Source organism: Pigmentiphaga sp. NML080357 (assembly GCF_002188465.1).
In the GTDB taxonomy this organism is placed as follows: Bacteria; Pseudomonadota; Gammaproteobacteria; order Burkholderiales; family Burkholderiaceae_B; genus Pigmentiphaga.
Map to the genome: position 1 here is coordinate 33341 of NZ_NINW01000041.1, position 22883 is coordinate 56223.

At 68.2% G+C, this 22883-nt stretch carries 21 protein-coding genes; 8 read left to right on the top strand and 13 right to left on the bottom strand.

What is annotated here, in order from left to right; genetic code table 11:
• Nucleotides 1–7 precede the first annotated feature (7 nt).
• The 11 genes from CDO44_RS18810 to CDO44_RS18860 all read right to left on the bottom strand — a co-directional run bounded on the left by CDO44_RS18810 (nt 8) and on the right by CDO44_RS18860 (nt 12969).
• A complete protein-coding gene (locus CDO44_RS18810) occupies nt 8–1309 on the bottom strand; it encodes an MFS transporter (RefSeq protein WP_087781823.1) in 1302 nt (433 codons plus the stop codon).
• Nucleotides 1310–1321: 12 nt separating this feature from the next.
• A complete protein-coding gene (locus CDO44_RS18815; RefSeq protein WP_087781824.1) occupies nt 1322–1927 on the bottom strand; it encodes a TetR/AcrR family transcriptional regulator in 606 nt (201 codons plus the stop codon).
• A gap of 100 nt (nt 1928–2027) precedes the next feature.
• Nucleotides 2028–5171, bottom strand: a complete 3144-nt coding sequence (locus tag CDO44_RS18820; RefSeq protein ID WP_087781825.1) for a CusA/CzcA family heavy metal efflux RND transporter — start codon at nt 5169–5171, stop codon at nt 2028–2030.
• Between the two features lie 62 nt (nt 5172–5233).
• Nucleotides 5234–6391 carry an efflux RND transporter periplasmic adaptor subunit gene (locus CDO44_RS18825; RefSeq protein ID WP_087781826.1) on the bottom strand — a complete coding sequence of 386 codons (1158 nt, stop codon included), beginning with the start codon at nt 6389–6391 and terminating at the stop codon, nt 5234–5236.
• A 41-nt stretch (nt 6392–6432) separates the two neighbouring features.
• Nucleotides 6433–7686, bottom strand: a complete 1254-nt coding sequence (locus CDO44_RS18830) for a TolC family protein (protein ID WP_087781827.1) — start codon at nt 7684–7686, stop codon at nt 6433–6435.
• A 63-nt stretch (nt 7687–7749) separates the two neighbouring features.
• Nucleotides 7750–8094 (bottom strand): hypothetical protein, encoded by a 345-nt coding sequence (locus CDO44_RS18835; protein ID WP_087781828.1) that lies wholly within the window; start codon nt 8092–8094, stop codon nt 7750–7752.
• A 90-nt stretch (nt 8095–8184) separates the two neighbouring features.
• The gene (locus CDO44_RS18840; protein WP_144389552.1) at nt 8185–8601 is read right to left on the bottom strand and encodes a hypothetical protein; all 417 of its coding nucleotides are present in this window, start codon (nt 8599–8601) and stop codon (nt 8185–8187) included.
• 54 nt (nt 8602–8655) lie between these two features.
• Nucleotides 8656–9498 carry an amidohydrolase family protein gene (locus tag CDO44_RS18845; protein WP_087781830.1) on the bottom strand — a complete coding sequence of 281 codons (843 nt, stop codon included), beginning with the start codon at nt 9496–9498 and terminating at the stop codon, nt 8656–8658.
• A 29-nt stretch (nt 9499–9527) separates the two neighbouring features.
• The gene (locus tag CDO44_RS18850) at nt 9528–11162 is read right to left on the bottom strand and encodes a (2,3-dihydroxybenzoyl)adenylate synthase (protein WP_087781831.1); all 1635 of its coding nucleotides are present in this window, start codon (nt 11160–11162) and stop codon (nt 9528–9530) included.
• 9 nt (nt 11163–11171) lie between these two features.
• Entirely contained in the window at nt 11172–11933 is a 762-nt protein-coding gene (locus CDO44_RS18855) for an SDR family NAD(P)-dependent oxidoreductase (RefSeq protein WP_087781832.1), read from the bottom strand.
• Between the two features lie 34 nt (nt 11934–11967).
• Nucleotides 11968–12969, bottom strand: a complete 1002-nt coding sequence (locus CDO44_RS18860; protein ID WP_087781833.1) for a tripartite tricarboxylate transporter substrate binding protein — start codon at nt 12967–12969, stop codon at nt 11968–11970.
• A 116-nt stretch (nt 12970–13085) separates the two neighbouring features.
• Between CDO44_RS18860 and CDO44_RS18865 the strand changes: the two genes are divergently transcribed.
• Nucleotides 13086–13991 carry a LysR substrate-binding domain-containing protein gene (locus tag CDO44_RS18865; RefSeq protein WP_087781834.1) on the top strand — a complete coding sequence of 302 codons (906 nt, stop codon included), beginning with the start codon at nt 13086–13088 and terminating at the stop codon, nt 13989–13991.
• 18 nt (nt 13992–14009) lie between these two features.
• On the opposite strand, the gene CDO44_RS18870 is transcribed toward CDO44_RS18865, so the two are convergent.
• On the bottom strand, nt 14010–14897 hold the full coding sequence (locus CDO44_RS18870; protein ID WP_087781835.1) for a LysR substrate-binding domain-containing protein: 888 nt from the start codon (nt 14895–14897) through the stop codon (nt 14010–14012).
• Between the two features lie 184 nt (nt 14898–15081).
• Between CDO44_RS18870 and CDO44_RS18875 the strand changes: the two genes are divergently transcribed.
• The 7 genes from CDO44_RS18875 to CDO44_RS18905 all read left to right on the top strand — a co-directional run bounded on the left by CDO44_RS18875 (nt 15082) and on the right by CDO44_RS18905 (nt 22105).
• Nucleotides 15082–16194: a CDP-6-deoxy-delta-3,4-glucoseen reductase gene (locus CDO44_RS18875; protein WP_087781836.1), complete on the top strand. Its 1113-nt coding sequence runs from the start codon at nt 15082–15084 to the stop codon at nt 16192–16194.
• Nucleotides 16191–16703 (top strand): VOC family protein, encoded by a 513-nt coding sequence (locus CDO44_RS18880; protein WP_233146267.1) that lies wholly within the window; start codon nt 16191–16193, stop codon nt 16701–16703. The genes CDO44_RS18875 and CDO44_RS18880 overlap by 4 nt, the downstream gene beginning before the upstream one ends.
• 40 nt (nt 16704–16743) lie before the next feature.
• The gene (locus tag CDO44_RS18885) at nt 16744–17721 is read left to right on the top strand and encodes a tripartite tricarboxylate transporter substrate binding protein (RefSeq protein ID WP_087781837.1); all 978 of its coding nucleotides are present in this window, start codon (nt 16744–16746) and stop codon (nt 17719–17721) included.
• A gap of 11 nt (nt 17722–17732) precedes the next feature.
• Nucleotides 17733–19367: a CocE/NonD family hydrolase gene (locus tag CDO44_RS18890; RefSeq protein ID WP_087781838.1), complete on the top strand. Its 1635-nt coding sequence runs from the start codon at nt 17733–17735 to the stop codon at nt 19365–19367.
• A complete protein-coding gene (locus CDO44_RS18895; protein WP_087781839.1) occupies nt 19364–20329 on the top strand; it encodes a fumarylacetoacetate hydrolase family protein in 966 nt (321 codons plus the stop codon). Before CDO44_RS18890 ends, CDO44_RS18895 begins: the two co-directional genes overlap by 4 nt.
• 101 nt (nt 20330–20430) lie before the next feature.
• The gene (locus CDO44_RS18900) at nt 20431–21321 is read left to right on the top strand and encodes an oxygenase MpaB family protein (RefSeq protein WP_087781840.1); all 891 of its coding nucleotides are present in this window, start codon (nt 20431–20433) and stop codon (nt 21319–21321) included.
• 61 nt (nt 21322–21382) lie between these two features.
• Nucleotides 21383–22105, top strand: coding sequence for an MBL fold metallo-hydrolase (locus CDO44_RS18905; protein ID WP_087781841.1), 723 nt, complete (start codon nt 21383–21385; stop codon nt 22103–22105).
• On the opposite strand, the gene CDO44_RS18910 is transcribed toward CDO44_RS18905, so the two are convergent.
• Nucleotides 22102–22791, bottom strand: a complete 690-nt coding sequence (locus tag CDO44_RS18910) for a hypothetical protein (RefSeq protein WP_144389553.1) — start codon at nt 22789–22791, stop codon at nt 22102–22104. The genes CDO44_RS18905 and CDO44_RS18910 overlap by 4 nt on opposite strands.
• Nucleotides 22792–22883 lie beyond the last annotated feature (92 nt).

Genomic DNA, 22883 nt, shown 5'->3' on the forward strand with positions numbered 1-22883 from the left:
GCTTGCGTCAGGCTGTCCCGGATGCGGGGGCCGCAACCGGAGCCGCCGCCGGCCGGCGGATCAGGAAGACGATCAGCGCAGCCACGAGACATGCCGCGCCGGCCGCGTACAGTGCCGGCGTATAGGTCAACATCTGCGTGCGCACCACCCCGGCGCCGTAGGCGGCGATCGCCCCGCCTATCTGGTGGCCGGCGAACACCCATCCGAATACCATGCCCGCCCTCTCCTTGCCGAACTCGGCCGCCGCCAGCTTCACGGTGGGCGGTACGGTGGCGATCCAGTCCAGCCCATAGAACATGGCGAACAGCGACAGTCCGTAGAGCGTGAATTCCGAATGCGGCAGCCAGAACAGGGAGAGTCCGCGCAAGCCGTAGTACCAGAACAGCAGCTTGCGGTTGTCGAAGCGGTCCGAGAGCCAGCCCGAAAGTATGGTGCCGACGAAATCGAATGCTCCCATCATCGCCAGCACCGAAGCGGCGGGCACGGCGGCCAGGCCGAAGTCGCCGCACAGCGAAATGAAATGTGTCTGGATCAGGCCGTTGGTGCTGAGGCCGCATACGAAAAAGGTTCCGAACAGCACCCAGAACGTCTTGCTGCCGGACACGCTGCGCAAGACCGTCAGCGGTGCCAGGAAGGAAGGCCGCGACGGCGCGGCCGCCGGGGCAGGCGCATCCGGATCGGCCCCATAGGGCAGCAGGCCGAGATCCTGGGGACGGTTGCGCGCCAGCAGAAACGCCAGCGCGGCGACGGCAAGGCAGCAGACCACCACCGGCACGACGGCGGCGCGCCAGCCGAAATGATCGATCAGCCACGCCGCCGCGGGCAGGAACACCAATTGGCCGGTGGCCGCGCTGGCCGTCAGCAGGCCCAGCACCAATCCGCGCCGCCGGTCGAACCAGCGGGTGGCGACGACCGCCCCCAGCACCACCGCCGTCAGGCCGGTGCCGAAGCCCAGCAGCAACCCCCACAGCGCCACCAGGTGCCAGACCTCGGACATCTGCGTGGCCAGCAACAGGCCCGCCGCGACCAGGATCATGGCCGCGCACATGATGCGGCGCAGGCCATAGCGTTCCATCAGGATGGCCGAGAACGGTCCCATCAGGCCGAACAGCGCGAACCGCACGGCCAGCGCGGACGAGATCTGGTCGACGTTCCAGCCGAACTCCCTGGCCAGCGGCTGCAGGAAGGCGCCGGGCAATCCGAGCGCCGCCGACGACGACAGCATGGTCAGGAAAGCGAGGGCCACCATGACCCACGAGAAGTGGATGCCCCGCCGGGCCAGCCAGCGGGAGACGGGATAGGCGAACACGATGGGATCCTGTCAGGGATGGGGAAGGGAGTCGCCGTCGGACAGCAGGTGCCTGCGGGCAGCGGCAAGGATCCGGTCGGAAACGGGGTCGGGCGCGGTGGCCCGGGCGATCAGCAGCGCCCCGACCATGGTGGAAAACTGGGCCAGCGCCCGGTCGCGATCGGCCTCGGCATCGCCGCTGGCCTGCAGCTCCGCCAAGATGGAAATCAGCTCCTGGATGCCGTCGACGTAGCTCTGGCGCACGGGCTTGCCGCGCGCCTCGCGGGCCACGTCGGTGACCAGCGAGGCCGCCGGGCAGCTGTTGCCGGGGTTGTCCCTGGCGCGAGGGCCGAGAAATGCCTCGATGATGAGGCGCAGCGCGGCGCGCGGATCGCCGGCATCCGCGATCCGCTGGCGCCAGCGTTCGGACGACAGCGCGAAAGCTTTCGAGCACGCCGTTGCCGCCAGGGCGTCCTTGGACTCGAAATGCCCATAGAACCCGCCATGCGTGAGGCCGGCGGCCGCCATCAGGTCGGCGACGCTGACGCCATGGATGCCTTGTTCCCGGAACAGCCGCGCCGACGCTTCTTCGATGGCGGCGCGGTTCTGCTCGGTCTGCTGTCGCGATACGCGGGGCATGCGGCCCTCCTTCTTGCGAACGAGCGCCGATAATAAATGATGTTCATCATTTATTCAATACATGTTGTCCATCATCTATAGGAGCGTGGGGGCCCTCCCGTCATGAAACGCCCTGCTCCAGCGCCGCCCTCCGGTGCGCCAGCCGGTACAGGACGGGCAGGATGAGCAAGGTCAGGGCGGTGGACGAGATGATGCCGCCGATGACCACGGTCGCCAGGGGCCGCTGGACTTCCGCCCCGGTGCCGGTCGCCAGCGCCATCGGCACGAAGCCGAGCGAGGCCACCAGCGCTGTCATCAGCACCGGCCGCAGCCGGGCCGAGGCCCCGAGCCGGATGGCGTCGTCCAGTCCGTGGCCTTCCGACCGCAGCGTCCTGATGAAGGAAAGCATGACCAGTCCGTTCAGCACCGCCACGCCCGACAGCGCGATGAAGCCGACCGCGGCGGAGATGGAAAGCGGGATGCCGCGCAGCCACAGAGCCAGCATGCCGCCGGTCAACGCGAACGGGATGCCGGTGAATACGATCAACCCGTCCCGCAGATTGCCGAACATGGCGAAGAGCAGCATGAACACCAGGAGCAGCGCCGCCGGCACGACCCATTGCAGGCGCTCGGCCGCCGATTGCAGCTGTTCGAACGTGCCGCCCCAGGTGATCCAGTATCCGGGGGGAATCCGAACCGATGCCGCAACGCTCTCCTGGGCGTCGGACACGAACGAAGCCAGGTCGCGGCCTCGTACGTTGGCGCTGACCACGATGCGCCGCTTGCCATCCTCGCGGCTGATCTGGTTGGGGCCGGGCGCCAGTTCGAAATGCGCCAGCTCGGCCAGCGGCACGAAGGCCACGCGCGGCTGGCCCTCGCCGCGCGGCAGCGCCACCGGCAGCCGCCGGAGGGCGCCGATATCGCCGCGGACCTCGTCGGGCAGGCGCACCAGGATGTCGAACCGGCGGTCGCCCTGGAAGAAAATGCCGGCCTCGCGGCCGCCCACCGCGGTGGCGATGGTTTCCTGCACCTCGGCCAGGCTCACGCCGTAGCGCGCCGCCTTCTGGCGGTCGACCGAGATCGTCAGCATGGGCAGGCCGGCAGTCTGTTCCGCCTTGACCGACTCGGCGCCCGGCAGGCGCGCCAGGGCCGCGGCGATCCCGGCCGCCGTCCGCTCGAGCTGTGCCATGTCGTCGCCGAAGACCTTGACCGCGACGTCGCTGCGCACACCGGATATCAGCTCGTTGAAGCGCATCTGGATGGGCTGGGTGAACTCGTAGTTGCTGCCGGGAACGCCGGCCACCACCGCCTGGATGGCGGCCACGACCTCCTCGTGCGATCGGCGCGGCGCCGGCCAGTCCTGGACCGGCTTGAGCATGATGTAGGTATCGGCCACGTTGGGCGGCATGGGGTCCGAGGCAATCTCCGCCGTCCCGATCTTCGCGAAAACACGCTCCACTTCGGGCACCTTGGCGATCTGCCGCTCCAGTTCCTCCTGCATCGCGATGGCCTGGGTCAGGCTGGTGCCGGGAATGCGCAAGGCCTGTACGGCCAAGTCGCCCTCGTCGAGGCTGGGAATGAACTCCGCGCCCAGCCGCGTGGCCAGGGCCAGCGCGAACGCCACGGCCACCGCGCCGAAGGTCAGCACCACCGGCGCGTTGGCGAGCGAGCCGCGCAGCAGCGGCACGTACAGGCGGCGTGCGGTGGCCATCAGGCGATTTTCCTTTTCCTGCACGCGCTGGCCGAGCAGCAACGCGACAGCCGCCGGCACGAAGGTGATCGACAGGATCATGGCTCCCAGCAGCGCCAGCACCACCGTGATGGCCATGGGATGGAACATCCTGCCCTCCACGCCGGTAAGGGCGAAGATCGGCAGATAGACGATCATGATGATGAGCTGGCCGAAAATGAGCGGCCGCCGCGCTTCCCTGGAGGCCGAGAACACCTCGCGGAAACGTTCGTCGCGAGTCAGCGCCCGGCCCGCTTCGGCCTGCGCGTGGGCCAGCCGGCGCACGCAATTCTCGACGATGACCACGGCGCCGTCGACGATGATGCCGAAGTCCAGCGCGCCCAGGCTCATCAGGTTCGCGCTGACCCGGTAGGCTGCCATGCCGGTGAAGGTGAACAGCATGGACAGCGGAATGACCAGCGCCGTGATCATCGCTGCGCGGATATTGCCGAGGAAAAGGAACAGCACCACGATGACCAGGATCGCGCCTTCGAGCAGGTTCTTCCTGACGGTCGCGATGGCCTTGTCCACCAGCACCGTGCGATCGTAGACCGTCACCGCCTTCACGCCCTCGGGCAGCGTCTTGTTCACGGCGGCCAGGCGCTCGTGCACGGCCCGCGCCACGGCCCGGCTGTTCTCGCCGATCAGCATGAATACGGTGCCGAGCACTACCTCCCTGCCGTTTTCGGTAGCCGCGCCGGTCCGCAACTCGCGCCCTATTCCCACGTCGGCGATATCGCGCACGCGTATCGGCTGGCCCTGCGCCCGGCCGACGATCACGTCGAGGATGTCGTCGACAGAGCGGACCTGGCCGGGCGCGCGCACCAGGTACTGCTCGCCGCCGCGTTCGATGTAGCCGGCGCCCACGTTCACGTTATTGCGGTCGAGCGCGGCCACCACCTCGGCCAGCGTCAGCCCGTGCGCGGCCATGCGCTCGAGATTGGGCGCGATCAGATACTCCTTGGCGTAGCCGCCGATGGTATTGACCTCGGTCACGCCCGGCACCGTCCGGAGCTGGGGCCGCACCACCCAATCCTGGATTTCGCGCAGGTCGGCCAGGGTATAGGGCGTACCGTCCTCCTTGCGGGCGTCCGGCTCGGCCTCCACCGTCCACATGTAGATCTCGCCCAGGCCGGTGGAAATCGGCCCGAGCGTGGGCGTCACGCCGGCCGGCAGGGCCTCGCGCGCCTCCTGGATGCGCTGGTTGACGAGCTGGCGCGCGAAATGGATGTCGGTGCCGTCCTTGAAGATGACGGTCACCTGCGACAGGCCGTATCGGGACAGCGAACGCGTCTGGGCCAGCCCCGGCAGGCCGGCCATGGTGGTTTCTATGGGATAGGTGATGCGCTGCTCGGTCTCGAGCGGCGAATAGCCGGGCGCCGCGGTATTGATCTGCACCTGCACGTTGGTGATGTCGGGCACGGCGTCGATCGGCAGGCGCGAGTAACTGTACGCGCCCAGCGCCGCCATGCCGAGCACCGCCAGCATGACCAGCCATCGCTGCCCGATGGCGAAGCGGATGATCCGTTCGAACATGGAAGATTCCTGTCTGTGCGCGCCGGCGGCCCGCGTTCCGCGACATGCGCCGGCGCACGGGTCTAGTGGGCGTGTTCGGCGCTCGCCTTGCCGAGCTCGGCCTTGAGCATGAAGGTGTTGGCCGCGGCGTAGCGGGTCCCGGGCTCGAGTCCTTCCAGCACCTCCACTTGGGCATCGTCGCGGCGTCCGGTCTTCACCGGCTGGGCCTTGAAGCCCCCGGGAACGACGGTGAACACGACGCTGCGCTCTCCCACTGTCTGGATCGCATCGGCGGGCACGGCAAGCGCGACCGGCTCTTCGTCGCGCAACACCCGGACCGTGATGAACAGTCCCGGCCTCCACGCCATGCCCGGATTACGCAGCGTCACGCGCGCCGTGGCCGTGCGCGTCTGCGCGCCCAGCAGCGGCCCGACGTAGGAAACCCGCCCCTCGGCGGTCTCGTTCAGCACGGACGAGGAGATCGTCACGCGCTCGCCTACCCTTACCGCGGCGAGATCCCGGGGAGCCACGATGAACTCGGCCCATACCGCGCTCAGGTCCGTGATCGTGAACACCGTTGCGGTATCGCCGACGGCCTCGCCCATGGCCATGTGCTTTTCGACCACGGTGCCGTCGAACGGCGCCCGCAGCTCGTACTGGTTCAAGGCGGGAGCCGAACTGGCCGCGCCCACCGCCTGCAGCTTCTGGGCGGCGTTCTGCACCGCGATCGCGGCTTCCTCGCGGGCTGCGCGCGCCTGCAGGTAATCCTGCTCGGCGGAAATCCTCTCTTCCCACAGTTTCCTTTCGCGCGCGAAGGTCTCATTGGCCAGATCGAGGCGCTTGCGGGCGGCCAACAGTTCGCTGCGCATGTCCGACAGCGCCGTGCTGGCGATCACGGCCAGCACTTGTCCCTTCCGCACTTCCTGACCGAGGTCCGCCGAGACCCGCTCGACGACGCCGGCGAGCCGGGGCACGACGTGGGCCGTCCGGTCCTCGTTGAAGCGGATCTCTCCCGGGAACTCGCTGCCCGGCCGCAGGATGCCGGGCCCTGCCTCGGCCGTCCGTATGCCGGCAGCCTGGACCTGGGCCTCGGTCAGCCTCACGATGCCGTCGTCGGCGTGGTCGCCCGCGGCTTGTCCAACAGGCCCTCCATGGGCGTGGCCGTCGTCCTCGGCATGCCTGCCGGACGTGAACAACACGGCGGACACCGCGAGCACGCCCGCGGCCACGATCGCCGCCATCGCGGCCTTCTGTCTTGTGGTTATCGCATGTTGCGAGTCCTTCAGCGGCCGAGCACGCGATCGATCGCGATGGCGGCCTGGTAGGTGTCGGCCATGGCGGCCAGATAGCGGATGCGTGCCTGGAACAGCGTGCGCTGCGCATCGAGCACGTCCAGAAAGCCCGACTTGCCCGTCTCGAAGCCTCGGGTGGCGGCCTCGTAAGCGCGTTGCGCGCCGGGCAGCACCGCATCCCGGAGCGTTTCCGCGCTCTTGCGCGCGAGCGCCAGCCGCGACGATGCCTGCCGGAGCTCCTGCTCCAGCCTGACCTGCAGCGCCCGGTGCAAGTCGCGGGCTTGATCGGCGCGCACGGTGGCCTCGTACAGGTTGCCTTGGTTGCGGTCGAACAGCGGCAACGGGATGGCGACGCCGAGCAGCGTCTGCCGCCGCCCCAGCTCGTTGTTGCGCTGCGACCCCGCGGTCAGGCGCACGTCCGGATACTGTTTGCTTCGCTCTACCTCGATCACGGCCTTGCGGCGCTCGACCTCCAGTCGGTGCGCGGCCAGCTCGGGAGACTGCGCGAGATCGCGGAGCAACGCCTCGATCGGAGGCCTGGCCGGCAGCGCGTCGATCATGCCCACGGCCTCCCCGAACCCCGCATCCGGGTCTCCCCAGAGCGAACCGAGCGCCTGCCGGGCTTGAACCAGCTGCGCGCGCGCCGCCTCGGCGTCAAGCTCGGCATTGGCCCGCTCGACCTGCGCCCGCGTTTCCTCCAGCGGCGCCACCTTGCCGGCGGCAACGCGGCGCGCCGCGATGTCGGCGGCACGGGCCGCCACTTGCGCCGACCCGTCCGCAAGCCGCTTTCGCTCCTGCGCGACCAGTACGTCGAAGAACGCGCCGACCGTGGCGGCGCGCAGCGCGGCACGCGCGGCCACCAGCTCCGCCACCGCGACACCCTGCGCTTGTTCGGCGGCCAGCATGCGCGCCGACCGCTTGCCTCCCAGTTCAATCGGAATACTGAGCTCGGCAGCCGTGGTGCGCGTGTCGCGGCGCGTATCCTCCACGCTGAACGAGATTTCGGGATTGGGAAGAAGGCGCGCCTGAATCGTGCCGCCTTGCAATGCCTCGGCCTCCCTGGCGGCGGCGGCGAGCGCCGGATTATGCGCGGCGGCCAGCGCCAGCGCGGTATCCAGCGTCAGCGGCCCGCCGGCGGCCGGCACCTGGTCGAGAATGGGAAGGGGGTCCGGCCGCGGTTGCGCCGCGGCCAAGGGGCTGGACAATGCGGCCGCCAGCCCGAGCGGCCATAGAAGTCTGCGCATCGAATTGCACCTGGAAGTGGATCAGCGAATTCGGCGAGACGAAAGGAAATCGCGTCCCGCCGCTCAGGCGAGCGCGAACCACTGCGGGCGTTCGGGAAGCGAGACGGGCGCGGCGGCCAGGAATTCGGGCAGCGCGGGAGACCGGGGGTGTGCGGGGGGGCCGATCGAGACGGCGTGCGGGCCGTTGAGCACGGCCTGCAGCGCGATCATGTGGCAGACGGTGCAATCGGTATGCACGGCCTTCTTCGCCTCGGCCTTGTCCGCTGTGTCGTGGTGGACGTGCTCATGATGACCGAAATGGTCCTGGACCACGGCGCCGGTTTCATGCAGGCAATACGCGGCGGCCGCCGCCCAGGTGGCCTGGAACGGCAGAAACGCGATGAGCAGCAGGATGAAGAGACGGCGCATGCGCCTATTGTACCCGCGCGCGATTGCCGCCGAAGCGACCGCCCGGGACCTGCGTGGACGCGGCCGCGTCGAGGCGAAGCGCCCCGGATGTCAGCGCAGCATCCGGCTGCCGCTGCGGTTCGAGCCGGACCGGTCGCCCGTACCCGACGACTCCGTCCCGGTGGATCGGTCCTTGCCCGTGGCCGGGTCCTTGCCCCCGGGATTGGCGGCTCCCCGGTCCGCGGGCCGATCCTGGGCGCCGCCGTGCATCGTGCCGCCCGGTTGCCCGGCGCCGCCCGGGCCCGGCTTGCCCTGCGTGGACCCGCTCTGCTGGGCATTGCCCGACGCACCGGACGGACCGGCATTCGAGCTGCCGCGCGTGGGGCTCTCTGAACTGGAGCCGCTCGGCTGGTTGCTGCCCCCGCTCTGGCCGGTGCTCGCGCCGCTGCCGGTCTGGGCCGCGGCCATGGGGGCCGCAACGATCATTCCGGCGGATAGAAGAAGTCTTCCCAGTGTCGATCTGCGCATGGCGTTCTCCCTGACGAGGCGCCATGCGCAGCAGGATCCGTTCCCGGCTCCGGCCTACAGGCCCAGCACGCGTTCGGCATTGGCATGCATGACCTTCTCCATGACCGCGTCGGTGTAGCCCAGCTCTTCCCATTCCTTGAGGATGCGCGCGTAAGGCAAGCTGGGGTAGTCGCTGCCGAACATGATCTTGTCCTGCAGCCGGCCGCGGATGTCCACCTTGAGGTTGCCGGGAAAGTACTTGGGCGCCCAGCCGGACATTTCCCAGTACACATTGCCCTTGTGCAGCGCCACCGCCGTGGTCTCGTCCACCCAGGGCCAGCCTGGGTGGGCCATGATGATCTTCAGGCCGGGAAAATCGGCGGCCAGCTCGTCGATGGCCGAAGGGTGGGCATGGCGTATCCGCGCCCCCATGCCCCCCGGCAATCCCGCTCCCATTCCGGTCGTACCCACGTCGATCATCACCGCCGCGCCCAACGACGCGATTTCCTCGAACAAGGGGTAATAGCGCCGGTCGTTCACGGCGAAGTGCTGCATGATTGGGTGGAAATGAAAACCCATGAAACCCAGTTCGCGCACCGCCGTGCGCGCCTGGCGGATCGCGATCTCGCCCTTGGCGGGCTCCAGTGCGCCCCAGCACTGGATGATGCGGCCGGCGTGGCGTTTCCACATGCCGTGCACGTATTCGTTCGTGCATGGCGGCGTCGCGACGGTGGTCTCGAGGTCGAGTGCCACCAGGCACGCGTCGACGCCGGCGGCGGCGAACTCGGCCACGACTTCGTCCTCGGTCTTGCCCACCCACTCCCGCTTCCAGTAGGTGGCCAGGGCGTCGACATAAGGCCCTTGGGCGTCGATCCAGGTCTGCGTCCCGGGGTAGCAATGCAGGTCGATGATGCGCATGGAAATCTCGTCTCGTGTCGATGCGGCGCTCAGGCCGCCTTGGCGGCCACCATCTCGGCCAGGGTCTTCTTCGATACCTTGCCGAAGGTGGAAACGGGAAAATCGCCCATTACCTCGAGCCGCTCGGGCAGCTTGAACTTGGCGATCTCGCGCTCCTTGAGGAATGCGACCAGCTCCTCGAGCGTCAGCGACGCGCCCTTGCGCAGCACCACGCATGCGCACATGCGCTCTCCCATGGCGGGGTCCGGCATGGGCACGCACGCCACGTTCTGTACCGCGGGATGCATGAGGATCAGGTTCTCGACCTCCTCAGCGCTGATCTTCTCGCCCCCCCGGTTGATCAGGTCTTTCTTGCGGCCCTCGACGACGTAATTGCCCGAGGGATGCATGCGCATGAGATCGCCGGAACGGTAGAAGCCGTCCGGAGTGAACTGCCTGGCGTTGTACTCCGGCACGCCGAAGTAGCCGCGCAACGTGTAGGGGCCGCGGCAGGACAGCTCCCCCACCTCCCCCGGCGCGACCTCGCGGCCCTCGTCGTCGATCAGCTTGACCTCGTCGTCGGGACACACGGGACGCCCGCAGGTCTCCATGAGCACATCCTCGGGATCGTCATGGCGCACGAACATCAAGAGCCCTTCCGACATGCCGAAATTCTCCTGCACCAGCGCGCTCGGGATGAGCCGGCGCGTGCGCAGGCGCACCTCCGGCTGCATGCGCTGACCGCCGCTCTGGATGAGCTTGAGCGAAGACAGGTCGAACTTGCCGATGTCCGGGTCGTTGATCAGCCTAATCAGCAGCGCCGGCACGACCTTCAGGTGAGTGACCCGATGCCGCTCGATCAGCGCGAACATCTCGGCGGGCCGCGTGTTGGCGTGCAGCACCACCTTGGCGCCGTTGAGCAGGAAGCCCTGTATGCCGGGGCAGGCCAGCGGCAGGTTGTGGGCGATGGGCAGGACCAGCAGCAGGACCGAATCGGGCTCTACCCGGGTGACCTGCGAGGCGACCTTGGAGTTGTAGGCATAGTCGTTGTTCGTGCGGGGTATCAGTTTCGGAATGCCCGTGGTGCCCCCTGAGAGCTGGAAAATGCACGGGTCCTCGGGGTCGATGCGGATATCGCGCAACGCCGAGCGATCGCCGGGCGCGGGCGTGTCGATGAGCGCCGTCAACGAATGCTCGCCCGGGCCTGCGGGCCCCAGCACCAGCCTGAGCCGCAGGCAATCGTTCTCGCTCTGGACGCGTTCGATCACCGGCCCGAACGCGAAGTCCCCCTGGACGGCCGGATAGACGCAGCAGCGCGCCTGCGCCAGCCTGACGAACTGGCTGATTTCGAGATAGCGATGCGTGACGAGGGCCGCAATGGGGATCGCGCCGATCTTCTGCAGCGCGAAGTACAGGATCACGAATTCGGCCACGTTGGGCAGGGTGGGCACCACGCGGTCCAGCGGCTTGAGCCCGAGCGCCAGCAGGTGCAGCGCCAGGTTGTCGCTCAGCCTGTCCAGATCGGCATACGTGTAGGTCCGCGGGCCGTCGATCAGCGCCACGCGGTCCGGATAGCGCTCGAACATCTGCGCGAACTCCTGCGCCAGCGAACGGTCCTGCCAATACCCCCGCTGGCGATAGCGGCGGGCGAACTCGGGCGGGAATGGAACGAATCCTTCAAGCATGGGAGCTCCTCAGGTCGAGCTGGTGTAGCCACCGTCGATCACGACGATTTCGCCGGTGACGAAACGGTTCGATTGCAGGAGATTCAGCATGGTCTCGGCCACGTCGTCCGCCGTCACGCAGCGCCGCAGCGGCGTGGCCCGGGCGCGCTTGCCCATGAGGTCGTCGTACTTCTCGCCCAGCATGCGCTGCATCCAGTCGCCCTCCATCCATCCGGGCGCGACGGCGTTCACGCGGATGTCGGGCCCCAGGTTCCATGCCAGCGTCTTGGTCAGATTGACCACAGCCGCCTTGCTGGCCGCGTAGGGCAGCGGCTGCGGCCCGGGCCGCAGTCCCACGATGCTGGCGGTATTGACGATGGCCGGATCCTTTCCCTTGCGCAGCAGCGGCACCGCCGCGCGAGTGACCTGGAACATGCCCCGGACGTTGACGGCAAAAGTACGGTCCCATTCGGCCATGTCCAGGCTCTCGAGGTCCCGGATTTTCCACGACGCGGTCGTGCCGGCATTGTTGACGAGCGCGTCCAGCCGGTCGAAGGCCTCGTCGACTGTGCGCATCATTGCCCGCACGGCGGCATCGTCGGCGACGTCGCATTGCACCAGGAGCGTGCGCGCCCCGAGTTCCGCCGCCTCGGCGGCTACCGCTTGCGCCGCCTTCGCGCTCGAGGCGTAGTTGATCGCCACGTCGTACCCGGCCCTGGCCAGCGCCACGACGGCGCTGCGCCCGATCCCCGTCGCCCCGCCGGTGACGAGGGCCTTTCTTTTCTCGGTCATCGCTGCTTTTCCATCTTGGTTGAGAAGAAACCGACTATTGCGGCTGGAGCGCCAGTTCCTGCACCGTGCCCTTCCAGACCGCCTGCTGATTTCGCACGAAGGCCCGCAGGTCGCCGGCGCCGCCATGCATCGAATAGACGCCGAGATCGGCCAGGCGTCCCACCAGTTCCTTGTCTTCAAGCAGGCGGTTGACGTCCGCATTGATGCGGCCGATCACCGCCTCCGGCGTTCCCGCCGGCGCAAAGAGCGCGAACCAGCCTATGGATTCGAAACCTGGCAGCGATTCCGCCACCGTGGGCACGTTCTCCAGCCCCGGCAGGCGGTTCGAGGACGTCACCGCCAAGGCGCGCAGCTTTCCAGCCTTCACGTGCTGGATCAGCGCCGGAATGCCGTCGATGGTCACGGCCGCCTCGCCGGCCAGTACCGCATTGGTGGCCGCCGGGGATCCCGCATAGGGCACGGTGAACATCCGGAAGCCGCCGGCGCGCCCCAGCATTTCGCCGGTCAGGTGAGGCACCGATCCGGCCTGGGCGGCGGCGAAATTCAGCGTGCCCGGGCGCTGCTTGCCTTCGCGCGCCAGCTCATCGACGGAGCGGATGGCGGACCCGCCCGGCACCACGACCATCATGGGACTGGTGCCGATCGCGGCCACCGGGACGATGTCGCGCTCGACGTCGTATTGCGGATTCTTGTAGAGCAGCGGCGTGAGCACGGCTGCCGCCGCGGGCACGAAGCCCACCGTGTAGCCGTCCGCCGGCGCTCGGGCCAGCGCGGACATGCCGGGAATGCCTCCCGCGCCGGGACGATTCTCGACGTAGACGCTCTGGCCCCAGCCGCGCGACAGCCGGTCGGCGATCAGGCGCGCCACCACGTCGGGCGCGGCGCCAGGCGGGAACGGTACGACCAGCCTGACCGGCTTGGCGGGCCAAACCTGGGCCATGGCGTCGCTTGCGGGTACCAACGACAGCGCGACGGCGAACCCTGCCGCCCACGCCGTCGACCGGCCGGGCCGGCACGCGGCGATGATGCGTTGCATGCTTGTCTCCTCTCGCGTTCTATGAAGTTCTTGGTGGACGCGAGACGACTGTAGAAAAGTGGCGGTGCAACGGACAAGATGTCAAAATCCTTCGAGTGATTCGATTTTGATATCCCATGAAACTCACCCAATTGCGGGACCTCGTGGCCATCGTGGAGCATGGCGGGCTGCGCGCCGCGGCGCGGCGCCTGGGCGTGGCGCAGCCTCTGCTCACGCGCAGCGTGCGCAGCCTGGAAAAGGAACTCGGAACGCCCCTGTTCGAACGCCAGGCGCGCGGCATGGTGCTCACGCCGCTGGGCCGCCTGTTCCACGAGCGGGCGCGCGGCATGGTCAACGAACTCCGCAGGGCCCGCGAGGAGCTGGCGCAAGCGCAGGGTTCGGGCGAAGGCACCGTCATCGCGGGACTGTCCATCATGCCGCACATGGGATTGCTGCCGCGCGCCCTCCCGCTCTTTCGCCGGCGCTATCCGAAGGTCTACCTGCAGCTGATCGAAGGCTTGTTCCCCGACCTGGAACCGCAATTGCGCAGCGGCGCCATCGATTTCTATCTGGGCGCCGCGCCCAGTACCGTTGCCGCGGGCTTCGTGGTCGAGACGCTGTTCTCCAACACTCGCGCGGTGGTATGCCGCAAAGGCCATCCGCTGGCGCGCTCGCGCTCGCTCAAGGCCCTGACCGGCGCCGAATGGGCCTTGCCTTCGACCGACTACGACAATCAGGACGACCTGTCCCGCCTCTTCCAGGAATACGGCCTGCCCGCGCCGCGCGTGGTGCTGCAGGCCCGCACGGCGCTGTCCATGATGGTGGCCCTGGCGCACAGCGATCTGCTGGCGCTGCTGCCGGTCCAATGGCGGGATTTCGGCCTGACGCAGAACGCGTTGCAGGTAATCGCGGTGCGCGAGCGGCTGCCCGCGCCCGACATCGTGCTGATCCGCCGCGCCGAGATGCCGATGACCCCCGCCGCCGAGCACCTGTGCGACTTGATGCTGCGCAACGCCCCGCGCCCGGGCCGCCCCGCCGCGTAACGCGCGGACTTCCTCCTGCTACTGGACGTAGCGCCGCATCAGTTCGCAGAAGCGTTCGGCGGCCGGGGTCATCGGCAGTTCGGCGCGGCGGATCAACACCACGTCGGGCGCGGCGAGCACTTCCTTGACGGCGATGGCCGCGAGCGCATCGGGATGGATGAGCGCCGATTGCCACTGCACCGGCAGCAGCGCCAGCAGGTCGGTATTGGCCAACGCCGTCATGATGGTCATGGACGAATGGGCGTGCAGCGTTACCTCCGGCGCGGGCAGCCGATGGCGCGCGAACAGCCGTTGCAAGTCTTCCTCGGCATTGACGTTGATCGAGGTCACGGCCCATTCGGCCCGCGTCAGTTGCGCGAGCGACTTCGCACCCGACAGCGGATGCCCCCGCCGCCCCACCACCGAACGCAGGTTGTGGCCCAGTACCTCTGTCAACAGCCCCGCGGCAGGCGTCGTGTACGGGCACGCACCGACGTAGAAATCGATGCTGCCGTCGCGCAGCCCGCGTTCCATCACCGGGTACAACCCTTCGATGATCTTGAGCCGGATGTGCGGGAACTCGGCCTTGAAGCGGGGCAGCACATGGGGCAGCGGACCCATGTGGGGCATGATCGAAAGCCCTGCGACGACAGTGCCGCGCATGTCGCCCCGCCGTTGCGCCAGTTCGTCCTGGGCGCGCTTGAGTTCGTTCAGCACCGAGCTGGCGCGTTGATGGAACAGCCGCCCGGCCGCCGTCAGGGTCATGCCCTTGGCGGTCCTTTCGAACAGCGGTTCGCCCAGTTCGCGTTCGAGCGCATGGATGCTGCGCGTCAGCGCCGGCTGCGGCTGCCCCAGGTGGCGAGCGGCCGCCCGCAGGCTGCCGCGCTCGACGATGGCCATCAGGTCACGCAGCTGGGTCAACTTCATGGTGTGCTCTCCCGCCCTGGCCGCGTCGACCTCCGCGACCGCCCCGCCGCCTTACCCGTACCGGCCGCGGCACGATATCAAAAAATGCATCGGCTAGAAGATTTTGCCATCTTATTGGCATCCCGGAAATTGCATAGAGTCGGCGCAAAGCCGCCCGGATCCGGGCGGAAAACCGGAGACTTCGATGCCAGAAGGCTTTGCCGTTCCCGCGGACGCCGCTTCGCCGGCCAAGAGCGACGCACGTCCCGCGGGCCACACCGTGCGCTTCCATCCCAGCGGCAGGTCCATACACTGTCCGGACGGGATCACCGTCCTGGCGGCGGCCCTCGCCCAGGGCATCACACTGCCTTTCAGCTGCAGGTCGGGCGTATGCCGGACGTGCCGCGGACGGGTCCTGCATGGCGAGGTCGATCCGGGATTCGTCCACCCGTCCTACCTGAGCGCGGACGAACGCCGCGCCGGCCATGCGCACCTGTGCCAGGCCAAGCCGCTGTCGGACTGCACGATCGAAATCGCGGAATTCGAGGGACGCACGTTTCCGGTCCGCCAGTTGCCCGCGCGCATCCTGGCGTTGCGCCGCGCGGCGCCCGACGTGGCCATCGTGCGTATAGGCCTGCCGCCCAACGAACCGCTGCACTACCACGCCGGCCAATACCTCGATGTCGTCCTGGAACACGGCCTGCGCCGTTCCTACTCCATCGCCACGCCGCCTCGTCCCGATGGCGTGCGCCAGCTGGAACTGCACATAAGGCACTTGCCAGGGGGCCGCTTCACCGATCGGGTCTTCGAGTCGATGCAGGCCCGCGACCTGATCCGCGTCGAGGCGCCGAACGGGCAGTTCTTCCTGCGCGAGGACAGCGACAAGCCCATCATCATGCTGGCTTCCGGCACCGGTTTCGCTCCCATCAAGGCCATGGTCGAACACAGCCTGGCTCGCGGCTCGCGCCGCCCCATTCTCCTTTATTGGGGCGCCCGCCGCCGCAGCGACCTCTACCTGGACGAGCTGCCGCGCTCCTGGGCCCGCGAGCATCCGCACATCCGATACATCCCGGTGCTGAGCGAACCCACGCCCGCCTGCGCGTGGAACGGACCCACCGGCCTGGTCCATCTCGAGGTCCTCTCGCAGCTGGGGGACCTGCGCGCCTACCAGACCTATGCCTGCGGAGCGCCCGCCATGGTCGAGGCGGCGCGGCGGGATTTCACGGCCGCCGGACTGCCCGCCGAGGATTTCCTGGCCGACGCATTCGTCAACGAAAGCCACAGGGAAAGACGGTTCCCCACGGAGATTCCATCATGATCGACAGCAGCATTCTCGAAACCCCCATGCCGGCGGACTGCCGGGTACCGCCACGGGCCCGCACCTCCATCCTGCGCCCCTACTGCCTGGGCCATGGCACGCTGGAATGCCGCAACCTGGCCGCCTCGCGCCGGTTCTACGAAGAATTCCTGGGGCTGGAAGTCGTGCAGCACGCGGTCAGCGCGGCCTCCGTCAGGCTGGGCATGCGCTTTCACATCGTATGCGTGGAAGTAGGCGACCAGGTGCATCCCTGCAACGTGCTGAATCACTGGGGGCTGGACGTGGCCACGCGGGCCGAGGTGGACGCCGCCCACGCGCACGCGCTCGGGCACCGCGATCGATATGGCATCCGCCAGGTCCTGGACGTGCAGGACATGCACGGCGTGTATTCGTTCTACCTGGAGGACCTGGACCACAACTGGTGGGAGATACAGCATTACGAGAATGGCTTCTGCCACGATGACTTCTTCGACTTCGGAGACCGCTTCGGTCCAGCGTCGGCCGCTTGATGGCCGCCGGCCCGAACCATAACGACAAAGGAGACACACCATGCACGCAACGCGCCGCGCCGCCCTCGCCCGCCTGGGTGGCATCGCCGCCGCTCTTTCCGCGCCACTGGCCAGGGCGCAAGACCAAGTGGAGTCATCCCTTCGGCTGGTCGTTCCGCTGCCGCCCGGCTCGGGGGGAGACAACATCGCACGCATCCTTGCCTCCCGTCTGCGCGCGCAGCTCGGCCAGCCGGTGCTGGTCGAGAACCGGGCCGGGGGCGACATGATGATCGGGACCGCCCACGTCGCCAAGGCCCCGGCCGATGGCCGGACGCTGCTGATGGGCCACATCTCCTCCATGGTGCTCAATCCGTTGGCCTACAGCCAGGTGCACTACCACCCGCAGCAGGACTTTCTCCCTATCGGCAAGATCAGCGAAAGCACCGCCGTCATGGTCGTCAATCCGGCGGTTCCTGCGCGCACGCTGGACGAGTTCGTCGCGCTGGTGCGCCGCCAGCCGGACAAGCTCAGCTACGGCACGGCCATCCTGATGGTGCAGGTCTCCGGCGAACAGCTCGTGCATACCCGGGGCCTGCAGATCGCCCGGGTTCCCTACAAGGGCGGCGCGCAGCTGATGCAGGACACGGTGGCGCACCACATCGACATGTCGATCGCCGACACCTCGTCCTATCTGGCCTTGATCCGCGCGGGCAAGCTGCGCCCATTGGCCACTACCGGCGCACGGCGCAACCCGCTCCTGCCCGACGTCCCCACCGTTCGCGAAGCTGGCTATCCCGAGATGGAAGTGGTCGGCTGGTGGGGCCTGTTCGCTCCGGCCGGGACGCCGCAGGAGGTCGCGAACCGTGTCGGGGCGGCCTTGAGGGCCACGCTCGGAATGCCCGACGTGATCGAGCAATTGCGTGCGATAGGCGCCGAGCCGAACTGGATGGCGGGCCAGGAGCTCGCCCGGGAGATGACCGCGCAGTCGCAGCACTGGGGCGCCGTCATCAAGACCCTGAAGATCAACGCCAGCGAGTGAGCCGCGCAACCATGCCACAGGTCAACGTCACCCCGTTCGAGATCTCGTTCATCGACCGCCACGGCAACCGGTTGTGCGCCGATGTCTACCTGCCGCGCGGCTGCGATGGGCCCCTGCCTGTCCTGCTCGCGGCCTCGCCCTACCAGAAGGCGCTGCGGCACCTGCCGACCACCAGCGTATTCCCTTTCGTGGAATACGGTCCCATCCAGTTCTACCTGGACCAAGGCTATGCCTACGTCATCCTCGACCTGCCCGGTTCCGGCATGTCGGCAGGCACGTGGGACCCGTGGGCGCGCTCGGAGGGCGAATCCACGCACGACGCGATCGAATATGTCGCCGCGCAGCCGTGGTCGAACGGCCGCGTCGGCATGATCGGCCAATCGTATTACGCCATGAGCCAATGGAACGCGGCGCGTACCCGGCCTCCCCACCTGAAGACCATCGTCCCCTACGATGGTTCGAACGATCCCTACCGCGACTGGATGTACCAGGGAGGCATCCCTATCCAGGGCTTCCTCGGCTCCTGGCTGATCGGTTCGGTGCTGCTCCAGCACCATGCCCAGGGGCACGACCCCCGGGGCGGCGGACGCGGCGAGGTGTTGGCCGAGATGCTGACGCACACGCTGGACGACGAGTGGCAACGCAGGCGCGCGGCCTTCTGGGAGCTGGACGCCATCGACATTCCGGTCTTTTCCATCGGCCTGTGGGGCAAGATGTCGCTGCACCTGCGCGGCAACGTGAATGGTTTCGAGCGAGTCAAGGGCCCGCGCCGGCTGCTCATCGAGCGAGCCGGCACCTTCCATGCAGCCCAACATCTGTTCGCGCAGGAGGATTTCCACCGCGAAGAGATCCTTCCGTGGTACGACCATCATCTCAAAGGCGTCGACAACGGCGTCATGAACCGCCCCGCCGTGCGCTACTACGTCAACAACGCCGACCGCTACGCCGACGCCAGCGGCTGGCCGCCCGATGACGTCAGGGCCAGCGCGTTCTATCTCTCCTCCGCGCGCAGCGGGCAGGTCCGCTCGCTCAATGATGGCTCGCTACGGGAAGAGCCGGCCGCCACGACCGGCGACGCCACCTCATGGAGCTATCCCGACGAGCAGTGGAACGCCGGCGTCACGGTCTTCGTCGACGGCCGGCCCGACCATACGGCCCGGGTCAACACCTATACGACGCCTGCCTTCGGCGCCGCGCGCGAATTCGCGGGCCAGGGCGCACTGGTGCTGCACGCGTCCACCGACCAGACCGACATGGACGTGATCGTGAAGCTGTCTCTGCTGCCTTCCGGAGGAGGCGCGGCGCTCAAAGTGAGCCAAGGATGGCTGCGCGCATCGCACCGTGCGGAAGACCCGGCGCTCAGCCGTCCTTTGCGGCCTTTCCATGCGCATCGCCAACGCGAGCCGCTGGTGCCCGGCGAGATCTATGAAATGCGCGTGGAGCTGATGCCGATGGCCTTTGCCGTGCGGCCAGGCGACCGCTTGCGCCTGGAGATCAGCAACCACGACTCTCTCATCGCCGATGCCCCCATGACCCATTGGTACGGACAGAAGGTCGGCACCGACACGTATTACCACGACGCGCTGCGGCCGTCCCGGTTGCTGCTGCCGGAACGCGCGGCCGGCCGCGCGGGAGAAACCCCATGAGGCTGGTCTCCATCGACGAAGGCGAGCATGGTGCCTGCGGCGCGCTGCTGGCGGACGGCCAGATCCTGCACCTGCGACGCGCCGCGCGCCGGGACGGCATCGAGGCCTGGCTGCCCGGCACCATGCGGGAATTGCTGGCGGCCGGTCCGGATGGCCTGGCGGTGGTGGCCGAGGTGATCGCCCGGGCCGCGCATCCGGGGGAGCGCGCGCGTCTGCGTGAGCTCGGCGCGCTGCTGCCGCCGCACGCCCGCCTGCTGGCCCCTGTACCGCGTCCAGGCCTGGTCGTCGCTGCCGGCCTGGCCTATCGCTCGCACCTGGCCGAGATGGCCGGCACGCCGGCCCCGCCCTACCCCACCGCCTTCATGAAAAGCCCGCATTCCATCGCCGCCCCGGGCAGCGCCGTAGACTTGCCCGCCGCTCATGCGGAATGCGTGGACTACGAAGGGGAATTGGCCGTGGTCTTCGGTCGCCGCTGCCATGGCGCCGGGCGGGACGAGGCGCTCGACTACGTGGCCGGCTACACCCTTGCCAATGACATGTCGGCGCGCGATTGGGTGCGGGACGTCTGGTCCGCCAAGACACCGTGGGAGGCACGTCTGACCTGGGAAGTGAACCTCATGGGCAAGCAGTTCGATGGGTTCACGCCGTGCGGGCCCGCCCTGCTGACGGCCGACGAGGTGCCCGACCTCGGCGCGCTGCACCTGGCGACCCGGCTGAACGGGCGGCTCATGCAATCGGCGCCCTTGTCCGATCTGATTTTCGACTTGCCCGCCACCATCTCGCACCTCTCCCGGTGGTACACCTTCGAACCCGGCGACATGCTGCTGACCGGCACGCCGGCCGGGGTCGGCGTCGGCCGCGAGCCTCCGGTATTCATGCGGGAAGGCGATGTCGTCGAAGTCGAGGTCGAGCGCATTGGCGTCTTGCGCAATACGATCGCCCGAGCCCGCCCCGGGCAGTAGAAGCCGTTTGCTCTCGCACGTTTTTTCGAGTCCAATGGCCGCCGGGACCATGGCGGCGTCGCCGCCGCAGCGCAAGGCGTCCACGACGCCACCGGACCGACATGATTCGCAAGCGCATCGAAGCACAGATACTCGGCCTGACCGGCCTCGCCTTGGGCGGCGTCGATTTCGAGAACCCGCCGGGCGATCCGGGCCTTTTCGGTCCCGGCTCGATCAGCTGGAAAGTCCATGGCGATTTCACTTCCATGCTCATCGGTGGCATCGCTGCCTTGCTCATGCAGATGCTGCACCCGCTCGCGCTCTCGGGGGTGTGGGACCACTCCAATTTCCGCAAGGACATGCTGGGCAGGCTGCGCCGCACCGGACAGTTCATTTCCGGCACGACCTATGGAAGCACCGCCGATGCCGAGCGGCTCATTGCCCGCGTGCGTGGCATCCATGAGCAAGTGCGGGGCGTGGCGCCCGACGGCAGGCCCTACGCCGCGAACGACCCCGACCTCCTGACATGGGTGCACGTGGCCGAGGTCAGCAGTTTTCTCGCCGCCCACCTGCGCTACCGGAACCCGGCGCTTTCCGGGTCCGAGCAGGACCGCTACTACGACGAGATCTCGCTGATCGCCTACCGGCTCGGCGCGCGGGACGTGCCCCGCTCGCGCGCACAAATCGCGGATTACCTCGAACGCATGAAGCCGCTCCTGGCGTGCGACGAGCGCACCCGGGAAATCGCCGACATCCTGTTGTCGCATCCTCCCGCGGTGAGCCCATGGGCACGGCCGGTCAGCAAGCTCATGCTGCAGGCCGGCGTCGCCCTGCTGCCCGACTGGGCGGCGCAGATGCTGGATTTGCGGCAGGCTGCATGGCGCCGCCGCGCGATCGAGCTTTCCATTGACCGCGTGGCCCCCGTCCTGCGATGGGCCGTACGCAACGGCTCGGCCCACCGCGCCAAGCGCCGGATGGGACTGCAGCCGCCGGGAACCGGCCCGCGGCTTTGACGTCCGAAAAGCAAGCGCCTAACATATTCTTTACAGAAATTTGCTTATTTCTTCTAGAAATATGATATTCCGCCAGTTTTTCGACGCCGACTCCAGCACCTATACCTATCTCCTCGCCTCGCGCACGGGGGGAGAAGCGCTGATCATCGATCCCGTCAAGGAACGCCTGGACCAATACCTGCAAGCCATCCGCGAACTGGATCTGCGGCTGGTTCACGCCATCGATACCCATACGCACGCCGACCACATCACCGCGCTGGGCGACCTGCGGGATGCCACGGACTGCACCACGATCATGGGCGAACGGTCGCGCGCCGAATGCGTCTCGCGCCAGGTCCGCGACGGCGAAGTCCTGCGCGTGGACGGCATCGTGCTGCAGGCGCTTTACACGCCGGGCCATACCGACGAATCGTTCAGTTTCGTCCTTCAGCCGGACGCCCCCTCGGCGGTCTTCACCGGCGACGTGCTGCTGATCCGCAGCACCGGCCGCACCGATTTCCAGGGCGGCGATCCGGCGCGATCGTGGGAATCCATCGTGGGGCGCCTGTTCGCCCTGCCGGACGATACCCTGCTTTACCCCGCGCACGACTACAAGGGCTGGACCGCGTCCAGCATAGGCGAGGAAAAGCGGCACAATCCGCGACTCGCGGGAAAGACGCAGGCCGAGTACATCCACATCATGCGCAACCTCAACCTGCCCAACCCGCGCCTGATGGACGTCGCCATCCCCGCGAATCTGGCCTGCGGCCAGCCGGCGCCCCAGACTGGCGCAAACCCGAGCTAACGGCCGCCGCCGCTGCCGGAGCCTCCACTGCTCGAGCCGGTACCTCCCGAGCCCGGCGACCCGGTACCACCCGAACCGGTACTGCCCGGCCCCGTGCCACTCGATCCGGTACCGCCGGAACCCGAGCCGCCGGATCCGGGGCGGCCCGGTCCCATGCTGCCCGATCCGCCCGTGGTCCCGTCCTGGGCGCCGCCGCTCGGGCTGGCGCCGCGATTGATCGGGCCGCCAGGACGCGGCGGCGAATCGGGCGGCACGGCGCCGGGCTGCGCACCCGCGCCGCCCTGTCCCATATTGCCGGTGCCCCCCGTGCCGGACTGGCCGCTGCCCTGCCGGGTGCCCGACCGGCCGCTCGTTCCGTCCTGGCCTCGCGTGCCCTGGCCGGACGCGCCGTAGCCCGGCGTGCCTTCGCCGCCTCCCGGCTGCTGCATGCCGCCGGACGAGGATCCTGTGCCGCCCGGCGTGCCGCTGCCCGCACCCTGCGCGTACGCCGTGGAAACGCCGAAGGCCAATGCGGCCGCCGGCGTCTCGAATCCCTCCGCCCGGATGCCATCGGCATCCAGCAGGTAGGCATAGCGCTCGTCGCGCACGCGCAATTCGCCCAGATCGACGATCTTGCCTGCCACGTTTTCCGCATAGACACGGTCGTTGGCGGCGTACAGGGTGTAGGTGTGCTGCTTGGTGGCCATGGCATGCTCCCATTGATGCACGGCATGCCGAGCAAATTGCGCGCCCGCCACACCGGCCTGTGGCGGGCGGTGGGAAGGCATATCATTGGACA